General features: G+C 43.2%; 17 protein-coding genes. 15 read left to right on the top strand and 2 right to left on the bottom strand.

The annotated features are described in order from the left end of the window. Window positions 1-45 precede the first annotated feature (45 nt). From VNM22_07375 to ptsP, 15 genes are all read left to right on the top strand, one after another. On the top strand, window positions 46-1,245 hold the full coding sequence (locus VNM22_07375) for a PLP-dependent aspartate aminotransferase family protein (GenBank protein ID HWP46969.1): 1,200 nt from the start codon (window positions 46-48) through the stop codon (window positions 1,243-1,245). A gap of 261 nt (window positions 1,246-1,506) precedes the next feature. Beyond that, window positions 1,507-1,995 carry an HIT domain-containing protein gene (locus VNM22_07370; GenBank protein HWP46968.1) on the top strand — a complete coding sequence of 163 codons (489 nt, stop codon included), beginning with the start codon at window positions 1,507-1,509 and terminating at the stop codon, window positions 1,993-1,995. Continuing rightward, complete coding sequence (gene lptC / locus VNM22_07365) at window positions 1,982-2,635, top strand: LPS export ABC transporter periplasmic protein LptC (protein HWP46967.1); 654 nt, start codon at window positions 1,982-1,984, stop codon at window positions 2,633-2,635. Before VNM22_07370 ends, lptC begins: the two co-directional genes overlap by 14 nt. A 24-nt stretch (window positions 2,636-2,659) precedes the next feature. Further along, window positions 2,660-3,862: a lipopolysaccharide transport periplasmic protein LptA gene (gene lptA / locus VNM22_07360; protein HWP46966.1), complete on the top strand. Its 1,203-nt coding sequence runs from the start codon at window positions 2,660-2,662 to the stop codon at window positions 3,860-3,862. A gap of 141 nt (window positions 3,863-4,003) precedes the next feature. After that, window positions 4,004-4,726, top strand: a complete 723-nt coding sequence (lptB, locus tag VNM22_07355) for an LPS export ABC transporter ATP-binding protein (GenBank protein HWP46965.1) — start codon at window positions 4,004-4,006, stop codon at window positions 4,724-4,726. An 84-nt stretch (window positions 4,727-4,810) separates the two neighbouring features. Next, window positions 4,811-6,304: an RNA polymerase factor sigma-54 gene (gene rpoN, locus VNM22_07350; protein ID HWP46964.1), complete on the top strand. Its 1,494-nt coding sequence runs from the start codon at window positions 4,811-4,813 to the stop codon at window positions 6,302-6,304. Window positions 6,305-6,423: 119 nt separating this feature from the next. Then, window positions 6,424-6,981, top strand: coding sequence for a ribosome-associated translation inhibitor RaiA (gene raiA / locus VNM22_07345; protein HWP46963.1), 558 nt, complete (start codon window positions 6,424-6,426; stop codon window positions 6,979-6,981). Window positions 6,982-7,069: 88 nt separating this feature from the next. Then, window positions 7,070-7,531 carry a PTS sugar transporter subunit IIA gene (locus tag VNM22_07340; GenBank protein ID HWP46962.1) on the top strand — a complete coding sequence of 154 codons (462 nt, stop codon included), beginning with the start codon at window positions 7,070-7,072 and terminating at the stop codon, window positions 7,529-7,531. A gap of 27 nt (window positions 7,532-7,558) precedes the next feature. Continuing rightward, window positions 7,559-8,599 (top strand): HPr(Ser) kinase/phosphatase, encoded by a 1,041-nt coding sequence (gene hprK, locus VNM22_07335; GenBank protein ID HWP46961.1) that lies wholly within the window; start codon window positions 7,559-7,561, stop codon window positions 8,597-8,599. A gap of 137 nt (window positions 8,600-8,736) precedes the next feature. After that, the gene (locus VNM22_07330; protein ID HWP46960.1) at window positions 8,737-9,138 is read left to right on the top strand and encodes a PTS sugar transporter subunit IIA; all 402 of its coding nucleotides are present in this window, start codon (window positions 8,737-8,739) and stop codon (window positions 9,136-9,138) included. A 110-nt stretch (window positions 9,139-9,248) separates the two neighbouring features. Beyond that, on the top strand, window positions 9,249-9,740 hold the full coding sequence (locus tag VNM22_07325; protein HWP46959.1) for a PTS sugar transporter subunit IIB: 492 nt from the start codon (window positions 9,249-9,251) through the stop codon (window positions 9,738-9,740). Further along, window positions 9,727-10,524 (top strand): PTS sugar transporter subunit IIC, encoded by a 798-nt coding sequence (locus VNM22_07320; GenBank protein HWP46958.1) that lies wholly within the window; start codon window positions 9,727-9,729, stop codon window positions 10,522-10,524. Before VNM22_07325 ends, VNM22_07320 begins: the two co-directional genes overlap by 14 nt. Window positions 10,525-10,566: 42 nt before the next feature. Further along, window positions 10,567-11,334: a PTS system mannose/fructose/sorbose family transporter subunit IID gene (locus VNM22_07315; protein HWP46957.1), complete on the top strand. Its 768-nt coding sequence runs from the start codon at window positions 10,567-10,569 to the stop codon at window positions 11,332-11,334. After that, window positions 11,331-11,600 carry an HPr family phosphocarrier protein gene (locus VNM22_07310; protein ID HWP46956.1) on the top strand — a complete coding sequence of 90 codons (270 nt, stop codon included), beginning with the start codon at window positions 11,331-11,333 and terminating at the stop codon, window positions 11,598-11,600. The genes VNM22_07315 and VNM22_07310 overlap by 4 nt, the downstream gene beginning before the upstream one ends. A 3-nt stretch (window positions 11,601-11,603) precedes the next feature. Beyond that, window positions 11,604-13,337, top strand: a complete 1,734-nt coding sequence (ptsP, locus tag VNM22_07305; protein ID HWP46955.1) for a phosphoenolpyruvate--protein phosphotransferase — start codon at window positions 11,604-11,606, stop codon at window positions 13,335-13,337. Here ptsP and VNM22_07300 read toward each other — a convergent pair. Both VNM22_07300 and VNM22_07295 read right to left on the bottom strand, forming a co-directional pair. Next, window positions 13,334-13,747, bottom strand: coding sequence for an HIT family protein (locus tag VNM22_07300; protein ID HWP46954.1), 414 nt, complete (start codon window positions 13,745-13,747; stop codon window positions 13,334-13,336). The genes ptsP and VNM22_07300 overlap by 4 nt on opposite strands. 113 nt (window positions 13,748-13,860) lie before the next feature. Beyond that, window positions 13,861-14,604 (bottom strand): Uma2 family endonuclease, encoded by a 744-nt coding sequence (locus VNM22_07295; GenBank protein ID HWP46953.1) that lies wholly within the window; start codon window positions 14,602-14,604, stop codon window positions 13,861-13,863. Between the last annotated feature and the right edge of the window lie 58 nt (window positions 14,605-14,662).

The raw sequence follows: 14,662 nt of genomic DNA, 5'->3' as shown, positions 1-14,662 counted from the left end.
AGAGGATTTACGGGAAATTGTTCAAGATTGAAGGAGCGTAGAAATATGGAACAGGAGCGGCAGGATCAGATGAATCGGATGAAAGGATTTCATACTCAGGCAGTATCTGCCGGAGACCCTCCAGACCCGGCAACCGGATCCATTGGTCTCCCTATTTATCCCACGGTGATGTATGCTCAACCGGATATGGAGACCTTCAAAGAGGTCATTAGCGGTAAGAAAAAGGGCTTTTTCTATACCCGTGCCAGCAATCCTACCTTCCAGGCCGTCGAAGCTAAAATTGCGACCCTTGCCCAAGGAGAAAGGGCTTTAGTTTTTGCTTCTGGAATGGCCGCCATTACTTCTACCTTCCTGGCTTTGGTCAGTTCCGGAGATCATATTGTAGCTTTTCAAGATATTTATGGAGGAAGCTTTAACTTTCTTAAAAATGAGCTTCCCCGATTTCAGGTAGAGACTACTTTTATTGAAACCGGGGATTTAAGGGCCTTGGAAACAGCCCTTCGCCCTTCCACCCGAATCATTTACTTTGAAACCCCTACGAATCCCATGTTGAAGGTGTTGGATATCGAAAAAATCGTTGAGATTGGAAAGAAGCATAAGATCCTTACCGTCATCGATAATACGTTTGCTTCACCTTTTAATCAGAAGCCGTTAAACCTGGGAGTGGATATTGAAATTCATAGTGGTTCGAAGTATTTAGGAGGTCATAGCGATATTTTGGCCGGTGTTGTGATAGGAAGCCAGGAACTGATGAGCCGAATTCAGTATATCCGATATGTATACGGTGGAATTCCGGATCCTCATACCGCCTGGTTATTGAATCGAGGGATTAAAACCTTAGGAGCCAGAATGGAACGTCATAATCACAATGGCTTACAGGTTGCTCGATTTCTTCAAAACCATCCTAAGGTACGAAAAGTTTTTTACCCGGGACTCGAAGATCATCCCCAACATGAAATCGCCAGGAAGCAGATGCGAGGATTTGGGGGAATGCTCAGTTTTGAGGTGTCCGGGGGTGCAGAAGCAGAAAAGGTTGTACGCCACTTAAAACTCTTTCACTTAGCCGGTAGTTTGGGAGGGGTTGAGGGGCTGGTCACTATTCCTGCAGCCACTTCTCATCGCCGGATGCCTAAGGAGGAGCGAGAGAAATTAGGTATTACCGAAGGACTTATCCGATTATCAGTAGGAATTGAAGATCTGGAAGATATCCTGGAAGATTTACGCCAGGCTTTAGAGTGGGCATAGGGCGATTTTTGGAGTTATCCAGTAAGGAGATAAGAAGTGGATAAAGTTCCCTGGTAAGATCGTTTCTAGAGGCGGGAGAGCCTATCAATTGGAGAAGTAAAAAATTTCCAATATAAGAACTTGACAAAGAAAAAAAATCTAATAAAACTAAAGTTGCGTATGCATAACATATGCCTAAGAATTGGTAATACTGGGTCATAAGGAGTAAGGAGTAGAAAATTTTTTAGATCCTACCTCCTGTGAACTATCAGTTTAGACTTTGTGGAAACCCTCTGGGCACCTTGGAGAATCGAGTATATTTTATCTGATAAAAAAAAGGGTTGTCTATTTTGCACTGCGTTGGCAGAAAAAGAAGATGAGGTCCATTACGTATTGTATCGAGGTAAGCATTCGTTTATCATGATGAATCTTTATCCTTATAATAACGGGCATTTGATGATCATTCCTTATCGGCATGTGCCTTATCTTGCCGATTTGACTCAAGAGGAAATCTTGGATGTTTTCTCGGAGGTACAACGGTGTGAAACCATTCTCAGGAAAGCTTTTCACCCGGAAGGGTTTAATATGGGGATCAACATAGGAGCCGTTGCGGGGGCTGGAGTCAAAGATCATATCCACGTTCATATCGTTCCCCGATGGGGAGGAGACACCAACTATATGACCGTAATCGCGGAGGTACGGGTCATCCCAGAGCATATCAAATCTACCTATAGGACTTTGCTCCCTTATTTCCATCATGATCAAGTTTAAGGTATTAAGAGGATTATTTTTATTTATCTTACTGGCTATAATAGCCATCAGTAGTTTCTATGTTTTCTCATATCAGAGGGTTCCCGTGCCGCCGGTTAAAAATAACTCGTTGGATACCCATGCAGATGTGGTTATTAACGATGTAGAGTTGACGGAGTCCTCGGGAAACCAGCTTTTATGGAGCCTGACCGCCAAGACTGCAGAAATTTTCAATGATCAAAAGGAAACCCGACTGAGTGATGTCCATGCACGATTCTTTGATGACCAGGGTAAGGCCTTAAGCCTTACGGGGAAGGAAGGATTAAAATCGGATATCACCAAAACCGTTACGATTACCGGAAATGTGGTCGCTGTAAATGAAGACGGGGTTAAATTACAGGCCCATCAGTTGGTCTATGATACCACCACGGGACTTATTTCTTCTAAAGATCCGGTAACCCTTGAAAAGGGACGCACGATTACAACCGGAGAAGCCTTTGAGGCTAAAGTAGATGTCAAGACCTTTAAATTTGGCCGTAATGTCAAAACGATCATTTTATCCCAGGATGAAAATAGCTCGAGTTTTAATACGCATGGGTCAACCGGGGATGGGCGTTTTGTGGAGATAACCGATCAACTGCCTTTATTTAAGGCAGATTAATTCAGAACCTTAAAGGGGGGAGTTATGAAAAAGCTGGAGAGATGGTTTATAGGATTCGTGATGCTGGGAGCCTGTTTAGTCCTATCACCATCCGTTCAATCTCAAGACCAATCTCAAGAGCCCACCAAAACCGAGAAAAAAGATGAAAAATTACAAGACAAGATGAAAAAAAGTCGTGGGCCTACCGAAATTACGGCAGATGAGCTTGAAATTGATAATACCAAAAAGATTGCCATTTATACCGGTAATGTGGTTGTCAGTCAGGATCAGACCAATATTTTTACCGATAAACTCATCGTTTATGCCAACGACCAGGAAAAACTAGAGAAGGCTGTGGCCGTTGGAGATTGTCGGCTAGTTCGGGAGACCATCACGGCAACGGGAAACACATGTACTTATTATGATGCGGAGCAAAAGCTGGAGGTGGAGGGAAATGCCAAGGCCTGGCAGGTGGATAATACGCTAACCGGTAACCGTTTGATTGCTTATCTGGATAAAGATGTGGTGGAAGCTTTTGCGGATAACAGACCTGAACGTGTGGTTATGACGCTTCATCCGAAGAAAGAATCCGAATCTAAATCGGCTGAGAAAACTTCAGATGGTGAGCCAAACAAGGGATTTACATCCGGGAAGGTTGAGAAAACTTCAGGTTCCAAACCGAGTTCTTTGAAGGAAAGTTTTAAGGGAGATGTTCCCATTGTGATTACAGCTGATAAGGTTATTTTAGATAATGTAAACCGTACCGCAACTTACATTGGAAATGTAGTGGCCGTGAAGGCAACAACCGAGTTAAAGGCTGAGAAAATGATTGCCTATGCGCAGGCCGAAAAGGATGAGCTTTTGAAAATAGAAGTGTTTGATAATGTTCACATTACAAAGGATAATATGCTCTTTACCGGGGATCGCGGTACGTACTATGATGATACCCAACGAGCCGTTCTGGAGGGTTTAGACGGAAACAAAGCCCGTGCAGAAGACAAGGTCAAGAAAAATACCTTAGAAGCCCCGATTATAGAAGCTTTTCTGGCCGTGGATAAATATGTTGCGAAGGGTGGTCCGGCTACCACCACCACGGCTGCTAAGAAAAGTCGTGTTAAAACGGTTCTCCCAGGAGATCAAAATGTAGGAGCTGATAACAAAGCTAAATCGGAGGAAAAAAAAAGCGAAAAAACTGAGGTAGAGTCCCCCATTAAGGCAACCCTTTATCCTGGGGGACGGAAGCCGTAGAGTAGAAAAGTAGAAGGTATGGGAGTACGGATGTGTGGGAGTATTGGAGTGTGGAAATGTGATAAACATATCTTCTCTTTCCCTCTTACTTCCCTACTCTCCTACCCCCATACTCCCATACCCTTACTTCCCTAGTTGGTTGTGATTGAGTTACGTGCGGAGAATCTTCAGAAAAGTTACAAAGGCCGGAAGGTGGTAAATGGAGTCAGTTTGAGCGTTCGGCAAGGGGAAGTCGTTGGACTGTTGGGACCTAATGGGGCGGGTAAAACGACTACCTTTTATATGCTCATCGGGCTCATACGACCTGAAGAGGGACGGGTGTACTTAGGGGAGGAAGATATTACCGAGTATCCCATGTATATGCGGGCACGCAAGGGATTAGGTTATTTACCCCAGGAAGCTTCTGTGTTTCGGAAATTAACCGTTGAAGAAAACATTTTAGCCATTTTGGAAACCCTCAATCTTACAGCTACCGAGCGTAAAGAACGGCTGGACGTTTTGTTAAACGAACTCGATATTGCAAGGGTTCGATATAACAAAGCGTATACGCTCTCCGGCGGGGAGCGGCGACGGGTTGAGATTACCAGAGCGTTGGTTACCTCTCCCTCTTTTATTCTGTTAGATGAGCCTTTTGCCGGCATTGATCCCAAGGCGGTAGCAGATATCCAAGATATCATCGCCCAACTAGCTTATCGGGGAATCGGGGTTTTAATTACCGACCATAATGTCCGTGAGACTTTGAAGACTACAGACCGGGCTTATATTCTCACTGATGGGGAAATACGTTTTTCAGGAACTCCTTTAGAACTGGCTTTTAATAAAAAGGCCAAAGAACTTTATTTGGGAGAGGATTTTGTATTGTAGTTTTGAGATTTCATCATTTGAGGCCCAAGGTAAAAGATTCTTTACCTTGAGCTTTGAATATGGAAGTTGGAGTGGTTTAGTACTATGATCATGGATACCAGACTCAATCTCAAAATGACTCAGCGTCTTGTCATGACGCCCATGTTACAGCAGGCTATTAAACTGCTGCAAATGTCTGCATTGGAACTGAAGGAGATGATTGAGCAAGAAGTTATCGAGAATCCTTTGTTGGAAGTTTCTTTAGAGGATGAACCGGATCAAGAAAAGATAGGGATCGAGGAAATCGAGCGAGAACTAGACGGTGAGTCATCTATTCAGATTGAGAGTCCCCCTCCCACCTGGGAAGAGCCCCTGGAAACAGAACCCGAGGAAAAAAAATCATCGGATTTGGTTAATTGGGAAGATTATTTTGAAGATAATCCCAGTGGGTTAGGAGAATTTACCGAGTGGGATCCCGATAGCGAAGGACCTTCTTATGAAAATATCCTGACCAAATCCTCCTCCCTCATCGACCATCTGATATGGCAACTTCAACTGACTACCTCCAGTGAAGAAGAACTGCGAATCGGTACGCTTATTATCGGTAATATAGAAGAAGATGGATATTTACGAACGCCTTTGGAAGACATTGCCCAGGAGGCCCTGTGTCGGGTAGAAGATGTGGAGAGGGTTTTAAGAAAAATTCAGAATTTTGATCCGGCCGGGGTCGGAGCCAGGGACTATCGGGAGTGTTTTCTGATTCAGATCCAACACCTCAAGCTGCAAAATACCGTTATCGAAAAAATTATCCAGGAAAACTTGCTGGAACCTCTGGTAAGAGGAAAATATCAAGAACTGGCCAGTAAATTTAATACCACGGTCGAAGATATTAAACTGGCTCATAAAATTCTTAAAAAGCTAAATCCCAAGCCCGGGTTGGAATATTCTGATGAAAAAACCCGATACATTATTCCCGATTTGTACGTCTATAAAATGGGATCAGAATACGAAGTCGTTTTGAATGAAGAAGATATTCCCCGCTTGCGAATCAATAGCCTTTATAAAAGCATCCTTCGACACAACAATGCGGAGGTCTCCGAATCCACCCGACAATATGTGGAACAAAAGCTGCGGTCTGCTATCTGGCTCATTCGAAGCATTGAACAGCGTAAACGAACCATCTATAAAGTGGGTAAAAGTATCATTAAATTTCAAAGCGAGTTCCTGGATCACGGAATCAGCCATTTAAAACCCCTTGTATTACGCGATGTGGCCGAAGATATTTCTATGCACGAATCCACCGTCAGTCGGGTGACAACCAATAAATACATGCATACGCCGAGGGGAATCTTTGAACTTAAATTCTTTTTCCACAGTGGGCTAAGCCGTACTTCCGGTAATGATATTTCCTCTATTGCAGTGAAAGAAAAAATAAAGAACATTATTTTAAATGAGGATACGGCGAATCCTTATAGTGATAAGGAAATTCTGGATCTTTTAAAGAAAGATGGTATTGAAATAGCCCGAAGAACCATCGCTAAGTACCGGGAAGATCTAAATATTCCCTCTTCAGTTAAACGAAAACGTAAAACCTCCTAAGTAATGAGTGATGGGTAAAGCTTTTTCTATTCACCCCTCGCCACTTTATTCATCGCTTATTCCTCCTCACTCGCCACTCATTACATAAGGACCAGTTACCCATCGGAGGAGGGAAATCTATGCAAATTAACATTACGGGCCGACACCTGGAAATTACAAATGCACTTCGAGAGTATGTAACAACCAAGATCGAAAAACTGGGGAAGTATCTCCATATCGTTGAAGCCCACATCATACTTTCCGTAGAAAAATATCGGCATATGGCAGAGGTAACCTTACAGGCCAAGAGAACAAAAATCCATGGTCAAGAAGAAACCGGAGATATGTATCAGGCCATCGACAGCGTTATAGATAAAATTGAAAAACAAATCAAGAAACGGAAAGGGAAAATCACCTCTCGTAAGTCAAAAAAGCTTCCTAAAAACCTGGGTAAGGTGGCTCAATCTATTTCTGAATCTGTTCAATTTGAATCGGAAGAAGGAGCTACTTTTTCTCCTCGGGTCATTCGAACGGAAAAGTTCGCCGTGAAACCCATGTCTCTGGAAGAAGCAACCCTCCAAATGGGACTTTCTCAGGATGGTTTTCTGGTCTTTCTTAACCATGAAACAAACCAAATTAACGTCCTTTATAGAAGAAATGACGGCAATTATGGCCTGATTGAACCCACTTTCCAGTAAAGCATAAAACGTAAAACGTAAAATGTAAAACGTTGAGCCGCGGGAAGATAGTTCCTTACGTTTTATGCTTTGCGTTTTACGTTGTAGAATGAAATTAACGGATATTCTCGATGAAGAAGCTATTCTACCGGATGTTCAGGCTACGAATAAGCTTGAGGTTTTGGAGGTATTAACAGAAGCAGCTCTACAGCGAGTACCCCATGTAGATAAGCAGAGTGTTTTAAATAGCTTGATAGAAAGAGAAAAGCTGGGAAGTACAGGTATTGGAGAGGGTATCGCTATTCCCCATGGAAAATCCAGAGGACTTAAAGAAACCCGGGCTGCTTTCGGGCGTTGTTTAAAAGGGGTTGATTTTGAGGCCTTAGATGGACAACCCGTCTATTTATTCTTTTTATTGTTAGTTCCGGATAATTCTGCAGGGGTTCATTTAAAAATTCTGGCGCGAATTTCCCGCCTTTTTAAAAATTCTGAAGTTCGATCGGCTCTTATTCAGGCTAAAACAAAAAAAGAGATCTATGATATTATTGCTAAAGAAGATGCAAAGTACTAAGGAGCTAGGAGTTGGGAGTGTTGGGGTATGGGAGTATGGGAGTATGGGAGTCTCTACTTCTACACCCCTATACCTCCACACTTCCACACTCCCATACTCCCATACTCCCATACTTCCTTATTTCCTAAAGTGAGTACCGAAAGTAGTATAACCGTTCGGGAGTTAAAAGAAGGATTAAAGCTTCTTCAGTTCGAGATTCTGGCCGGGGAGGAGGGTCTTGAAAATAGAATCGGTCACTATCGAATCCAAAAACCCGGGCTTGCATTTGCCGGTTTTCTTAAGCACGTACATCCCAATAGGGTTCAAGTCTTAGGAGAAACGGAAATTACCTACCTCTTTGAGCTACCCAGTGAGGAACGAAAGAAAAGGATTCGCGACTTCATGAACATGACCATTTCTTGCATTGTCGTTACAAAAGGCCAGGAAGTACCTAAAGAGCTTCTAGAAGAGGCCAATAGAGCCCATATTCCCACTCTGCGTACCTCTATGACCAGTGCAGCCTGCATTAATGAAATCAATGCTTTTCTAGAATACCGTCTGGCTTCTTCTATCAGTATGCACGGGGTCTTGGTGGATGTTTATGGGGCTGGGGTGCTCATGTTGGGAGATAGTGGGATCGGTAAAAGTGAGTGTGCCTTAGACCTGGTTGTAAGAGGACATCGTTTGGTTGCAGATGACGTGGTTTTTATCAAGCGGATCTTCCCCAATAAACTCATCGGAATGGCCTCGGAATTGCTTCAGGACTTGATGGAAGTCCGAGGATTAGGTATTATTAATATTAAGGATCTCTTCGGAATTGCCTCTGTAGCACACCAAAAGGAGATAAATTTGGTTATTAAGTTTGTTGAGTGGAAATCCTCCCTGGAATATGAACGATTAGGTCTTACAGAAAAAAAATTAAGTATTTTAAATGTAAATTTACCTTATATTGAAATGCCGGTAGGTCCCGGACGAAATATGGCCATGATTGTAGAAGTTGCAGCAAGGAACCAGCTTTTAAAGGAAATGGGTTTTGATTCGGCCAAAGATCTTAATGACAAACTTAATAAAAAACTTAAAAATCAATGATCTTTCATGAATTATCCGTTGTCCGTTGTCTGTTGCAAGTTTGGAGTAGCGACCTTAATTTCGCCTGCTTGTTTGCAGTAACTCAGGCCTATCAGAGGGCCTTTAGGGTAACAACGGACCGCGGACTGTAATCAATAATGATTGGTGCTGTCGTTGTAGCACACGGCCAATTTGCTCAAGAACTTGTTCACGCTGCCGAGATGATTGTGGGTCCATTAACCCGTGTTAGATCGGTCTCCATTGATGTAAATGATGGGGTTAATTCGGCAAGGGAGAGAATTCGGAAAGCTATTAAGGAAGTCGATGATGGATCTGGCGTTTTGGTTTTTACAGATATGTTCGGAGGGACCCCCTCTAATATCAGTCTGTCCTTCCTCGATGAGTTGCATGTTGAAGTGATTACCGGAGTTAATCTGCCCATGCTGTTGAAACTCGCTACAACAAACAACGGCACAATTTCCCTTAAAGAACTTGCAAGTGCTGTAAAAAAGACGGGTCAGAATAGTATCCATGTCGCCAGTGAATTTCTCCACCGCTAACGCAACCGGAGGAAGGATAAAGGATGAAGGATGAAGCCAACACAGAAATACAGGAAAGGCGGTTTTTATCCTTCGTCCTTCGCTTTTTATTTATCCTTTAAAAAATGTCTTTGGAGCTGGTACGTGTCGATGCCCGATTAATTCACGGACAGGTAATCTGTAGTTGGCTACCTTATGTGAAGGGAACTTCGATTATTATCGCCAATGATTCCGTATCTCAGAACCCATCGATCCAGACTATTATGCGTTTAAGCTTACCGGAAGGGGTCTGTTTTCGTGCTGCTCCGGTTTCTGAAATAGTTAACTTACTTAACCAAAAAGAGTTTAAACAAGAAAAAATCCTTTTGCTTTTTAGCAGCATCCGTGATCTACAGAGTGCCGTACAGGCTGGACTGGCTATTAAATCCCTCAACATCGGCATTACCGAGCAGGTACCTCAAGGTGTCCCCCTTACCAAGACCGTCTCTGTAACACCAGAAGAGTTGGAGTTTCTTGAGCAATTGACCGATTGTGGCGTTGATATCGATTTAAGAATGGTGCCAGTAGATCACCCGGCAAGTTTTCAAAAAGTATTGGCGAAGGTAAAAAATGTTACTCCCTAATATTACGGACATTTTAGCGATCAGTGTGGTAGGAGGCCTGTTATCTTTAGATAACGTTGCCGTTCTTCAGGTTATGCTTTCTCAACCCCTTATAGCAGCCACTTTGATAGGCCTGTTATTGGATAATCCCCAGCTTGGCCTTATCACGGGGGCTTTACTTCAACTTCTATGGACCTCCTATGTTCCGGCGGGAGCTGTGGTACCCCCCGATAATTCCATTTTAGCCTGTATTTGTTCAGGTACGGCTATTCTTGGCCTCCATTTCTGGAGCCCGGCCGTTGCTGTTCTATTTAGCCTGGTCCTGGTGATAATATTTGCGCCGGCTACCGTCTGGGCGGATATCTGGGTCAGACAACTGAATAATCAACTGGCTTTATCTGCTGATATCAGTGTTCTGCAAGGCCATCTCAGCGCGGTTAATCTCAAACACCTCAGTGGCATTCTCATCTTCTTCCTTAAAGGTTTTACCTTGATCCTGATTGGAACGACTTTGATTCTTTTACTGGAAAAAGGCCTCTTATACTTGAGTACCCAGATTTCTTTTTTTACCTCTCCTGGCTTTGTCAGATTCGCCGGGGTGTTTAATAGTTTATTTCTTACCCTAGGTGTGGGATCAGCCCTTCACCTACTAAAGGTACCCGGTGGATTAAGTAGTTTTTTCATCGCATTTTTTCTCTGTTTGTTCTTGGTCGAGGGTCTAAAGTTACCTCCAGAGATGGGTCTAGTGATAGCCATAGGAGTTCCTTTACTTAAAATCCGGAGAACCTGGAAGGGAAAACCGTAGTAACCATTCTTATTCCTTATTTCTCCTGACCGGGTTAAACCTATGCAAGAACGGATAAACCGATGGGATTTATTTAAAATTATTTTGAGATCTTTTTTTCTCCAGGCGTCCTGGAGTTTTCAGCGTATGCAAAGCTTAGGGTTTGTTTTTGCATTGGCCCCTATCCTTCAAAAACTTTATACCTCCCCGGAAGAAAGGGTGCGAAGTTTTTTACGCCATTTAAGGTTTTTTAATACCCATCCTTATTTTGCATCTTTTATCCTGGGGGCCGTAGCACAAATGGAAGAAAAGCGTGCTCAAACCGGGCGTCCCACAGAAGAAGAAATCATCTCCTTTAAAACAATGACCTCTGGACCTTATGCAGCCATTGGAGATGCTTTCTTCTGGGGAGCCTTAAGGCCCTTTGTAGCAGCTTTAGGCCTGACCTGTATGGTCCTGGGAGGTCGTATCGCGTTCCTGGGCCCTGTGGTATTTTTTATCGTTTATAATCTGTTTCACCTGCAGGTTCGCGTCATGGGAGTTATGTGGGGATATTCCCAGGAAGACTTAGCCGCAAAGAAAATTGAGCAACTGAATTTAACAGGTCTGGCCAAGATTTTCAAACAAATAGCCCTGCCCATCTTAGGAGGTATAACTGCCTTACAATTGAACACTAAAGACGTTTTTCTGGAAGATCATCGGCTGATCCTTAAGCTCTGTTCCCTTATTTTGATTCTACTCTTTAGTAGATTGAGCCGCCAGGGATGGTCCATATACTGGCAAGTAGCTATCGTAGGTCTGGCCAGTATAATCCTTGCATATGGCTTATGAAGCAAAAGCGTACGGCTGAAATTAAAAATGAACTGGGTCTACATGCGAGGGCTGCAGCAATGCTTGTAAAAACTTCTAATAAATATAAAGCAAAACTTATTCTGACGAAAGATGATCAACAGGTGAATGGGAAGAGTATTATGGGAGTTCTTACCTTAGCTGCAGCAAAAGGTTCGCGGATCACTTTAGAGGCAGAAGGGGAAGATGCCTCTGAAATGTTAGAGGAACTGACCCAACTCATAGAAAATGGATTTGGGGAGAAATAAACCATGTTCAAGGGTATCGGCGTAGCGCCAGGAATCGTTATAGGAAGAGCTTTCCGTTTAGATCATCCAGAGTTGGAGATTAATCCATCCTGGATTAGAAACTCTGAAGTAGAGGAGGAAACGGATCGTTTTCGAAAGGCAGTAGAACGGGCAAAAGCTGATTTAGAGGAAGTTAAAAAGAAACTGGAAGGTCAGGATAATGAACAGGCTAAAATTATTGAAGTCCACCTGATGCTTCTGGAAGACAGTACCTTGGTGGAGGAGACTGTCAATTATATCAAAAAATATAAGGTGTCTGCCGAGTGGGCATTAAAACAAGTAATTGATCGATTCAAGGCAAATCTTGCTCATGCGGAAACAGAGTATCTGCGAGAACGTCAAATGGATATAACCCATGCAGGAAACAGCATTCTAAGAAACCTTATCGGTTATGAAGAAAATCCTCTGGATAACCTGAAAGAAGATGTCATTGTAGTTGCCTATGACCTCTCTCCTTCGGATACCGTGCAAATGTCTAAAGAACGGGTTATTGGCTTTGTAACCGATGCCGGAAGCAAAACCTCCCATAGTGCAATCATGGCCCATTCTTTGGGAATTCCGGCTGTAGTAGGGGTAGCTGGTTTGTATGCTTCCGTGGATACCGGAGATCTGCTCATTGTGGATGGGACGGAGGGGATCGTGATTGTCAATCCTTCTTCGGATGTTCTCGAAGTTTACCTGGAAAAACAGCGACAGTATGATTATGAAATTAACGAACTTTTAAGATTAAAAGACCTCCCGGCTTTAACCCTGGATTTTCAAAAGGTTTCTCTTCTGGCCAATGTAGAATTGTTAAAAGAAGTTGATCTGGCCCTTAAATATGGTGCCGAGGGAATAGGATTATATCGCACGGAGTTTCTCTACCTGAACCGCCACGACCTCCCCTCGGAAGAAGAGCACTTCCAGGTTTATAAAACCCTGGCAGAACGTATAGCTCCTAATTCGGCTATTATCCGTACCATTGATCTGGGTGGGGAAAAAGTTTTATCTCCGCTAGATATTGCCGGAGAAAAGAATCCCGTACTCGGGCTACGGGCTATTCGACTCTGTCTGACCCATAAGGATCTTTTTAAAACTCAACTCCGTGCTATTCTGAGGGCCAGTCAATACGGTAAACTTCAGATTATGTATCCCATGATTTCTGGTGTAGATGAACTCAAAAAAGCCAATGCGATTCTTGACGAAGTTAAAGAAGAGTTGGATCAAGAAGGGATTCCTTACGATAAGAATATCCCGGTAGGAATCATGGTAGAAGTTCCCTCGGCCGCCATTATTGCAGACTTCCTGGCCAAAGAAGTAGATTTCTTTAGTATTGGAACCAATGACCTCATTCAGTATTGCCTGGCCATAGATCGAGAAAATGAGAAAGTAGCCTACCTCTATGAACCTTATCATCCTTCCATTTTAAGGCTCCTGGCTCATATTATTAAGGCAGGTCACGAAGAAAATATCCCGGTAGGTATGTGTGGAGAAATGGCCGGAGATCCTAAATATACTGTCATCTTATTGGGATTGGGATTGGATAGCTTCAGTATGAATGCAGACTCCCTTTTAAAGGTTAAAAGGGTCATCCGCTCCGTTACCCTTTCCCAGGCCGAAAAGGTCGCTAAGGAGGTTCTATCCTTTACCACCTCCAACGAAATTCAACAGTACCTCGACGAATGGATGATGAAGCACTTCCCGGATCTGATTCGCTAAGATAGCTCTTTTTTAATAGCTTCCTGAATCCTTCTCATCTCCTCCTCTGGATAGCGATTCCTTGGAAATCCTATCCGGAGTCCATCTCCTCGAAACCTGGGAAGGATGTGAAAATGAGCATGGGGAACTTCTTGTCCGGCACTACGACCGTTATTCATAACCAGATTAAATCCCTCTGCTCCCATAGCCTTTATAACTCCTGCTCCGACCTTCTGAGTGGCCAAAATTAAATCTTTTAAACCCTCCGCCGGGATATCTAACAAGCTTTCATGATGATCCTTAAGAATCACCAACGTATGACCCCGATGAATCGGGAGATGATCTAAAAACCCCAGCGTCTTATCATCCTCATAAACGATATGGGCCGGGGTCTCTTTTGCAACAATTCGACAGAAAACACACGGCATCATTCGTTTCTGATCCCTCTTTCTATGAATGCTTTTTCAGATCTTTAAACGTTACCCTCTATCTTCTCTAGTGCTTTTATCTTATCTCCTCGAAAAGGGATATTCTCCTCTCCGGGTTATTCCTCCAAACTCCCAAAACGACGTTTATATTCTTCAAGCAGTTGTTCTACCTGTTTTAGTCGTTGTTCCGCCTGATCTGCCCGTTGTTTTTCCTGGTCTGCCCGTTGTTTTTCCTGATCTGCCCGTTCAGAGGGGGTAGGCAAAATAATTCCCTCTGGAGTCATCCAACGCAACCACCCGTCTTTTATAACTAAATAGAGTCCTGTCACTTTTGAATAGATTTTTCTCTCTTCATCGGGCATTTCCTCCTCATAAGAACCATCTCGTAACTTTAAGCCTATAAATTCCTGGGTAAATGGATCAAACAGGTAATATTCCGGAGTCCGAAAAATCCGCTCGTACAATTCTTTTTTTTCCCCTTTATCGATTTCCCGCGTTTTATCAGATAAAATTTCTATAATTAAATCCGGGAATCGCATTCCTTCCTGCCAGACTACCCAACTCTTCCGCTCCCGATTATTTACATCCAATACCAGGAAAAAGTCCGGCCCTCGAAATTTCTTTTCGCTATTCAATTCATAATACAAAAACATATTTCCACCTACATAATAGCTCCGGGGCGTGGACCAGCCTTCTCTAAGGGATTGAATCAAAACGATCATCTGCATTAAATGACGTTCACTTTCCATAGGCTCTCCATCGTCATATGGCAAATCATCTTCGGTGGGGAGGGCTTTAATACTTTCAAGGATCTCTGGTTCGGTAATGGGTTCAAAAATACTGGAAGTAGAAAGACTCATACCTCTGTCCTCCTGATTACAGAATATTCAAATAGATTTCTGGTTCCTGAGCTCGACT

The organism is Candidatus Limnocylindrales bacterium, from assembly GCA_035559535.1.
Classification (GTDB): domain Bacteria; phylum Moduliflexota; class Moduliflexia; order Moduliflexales; family JAUQPW01; genus JAUQPW01.
Note: the sequence above shows the minus strand (reverse complement) of the source record. Positions and strands in the feature narration are given on the sequence as shown.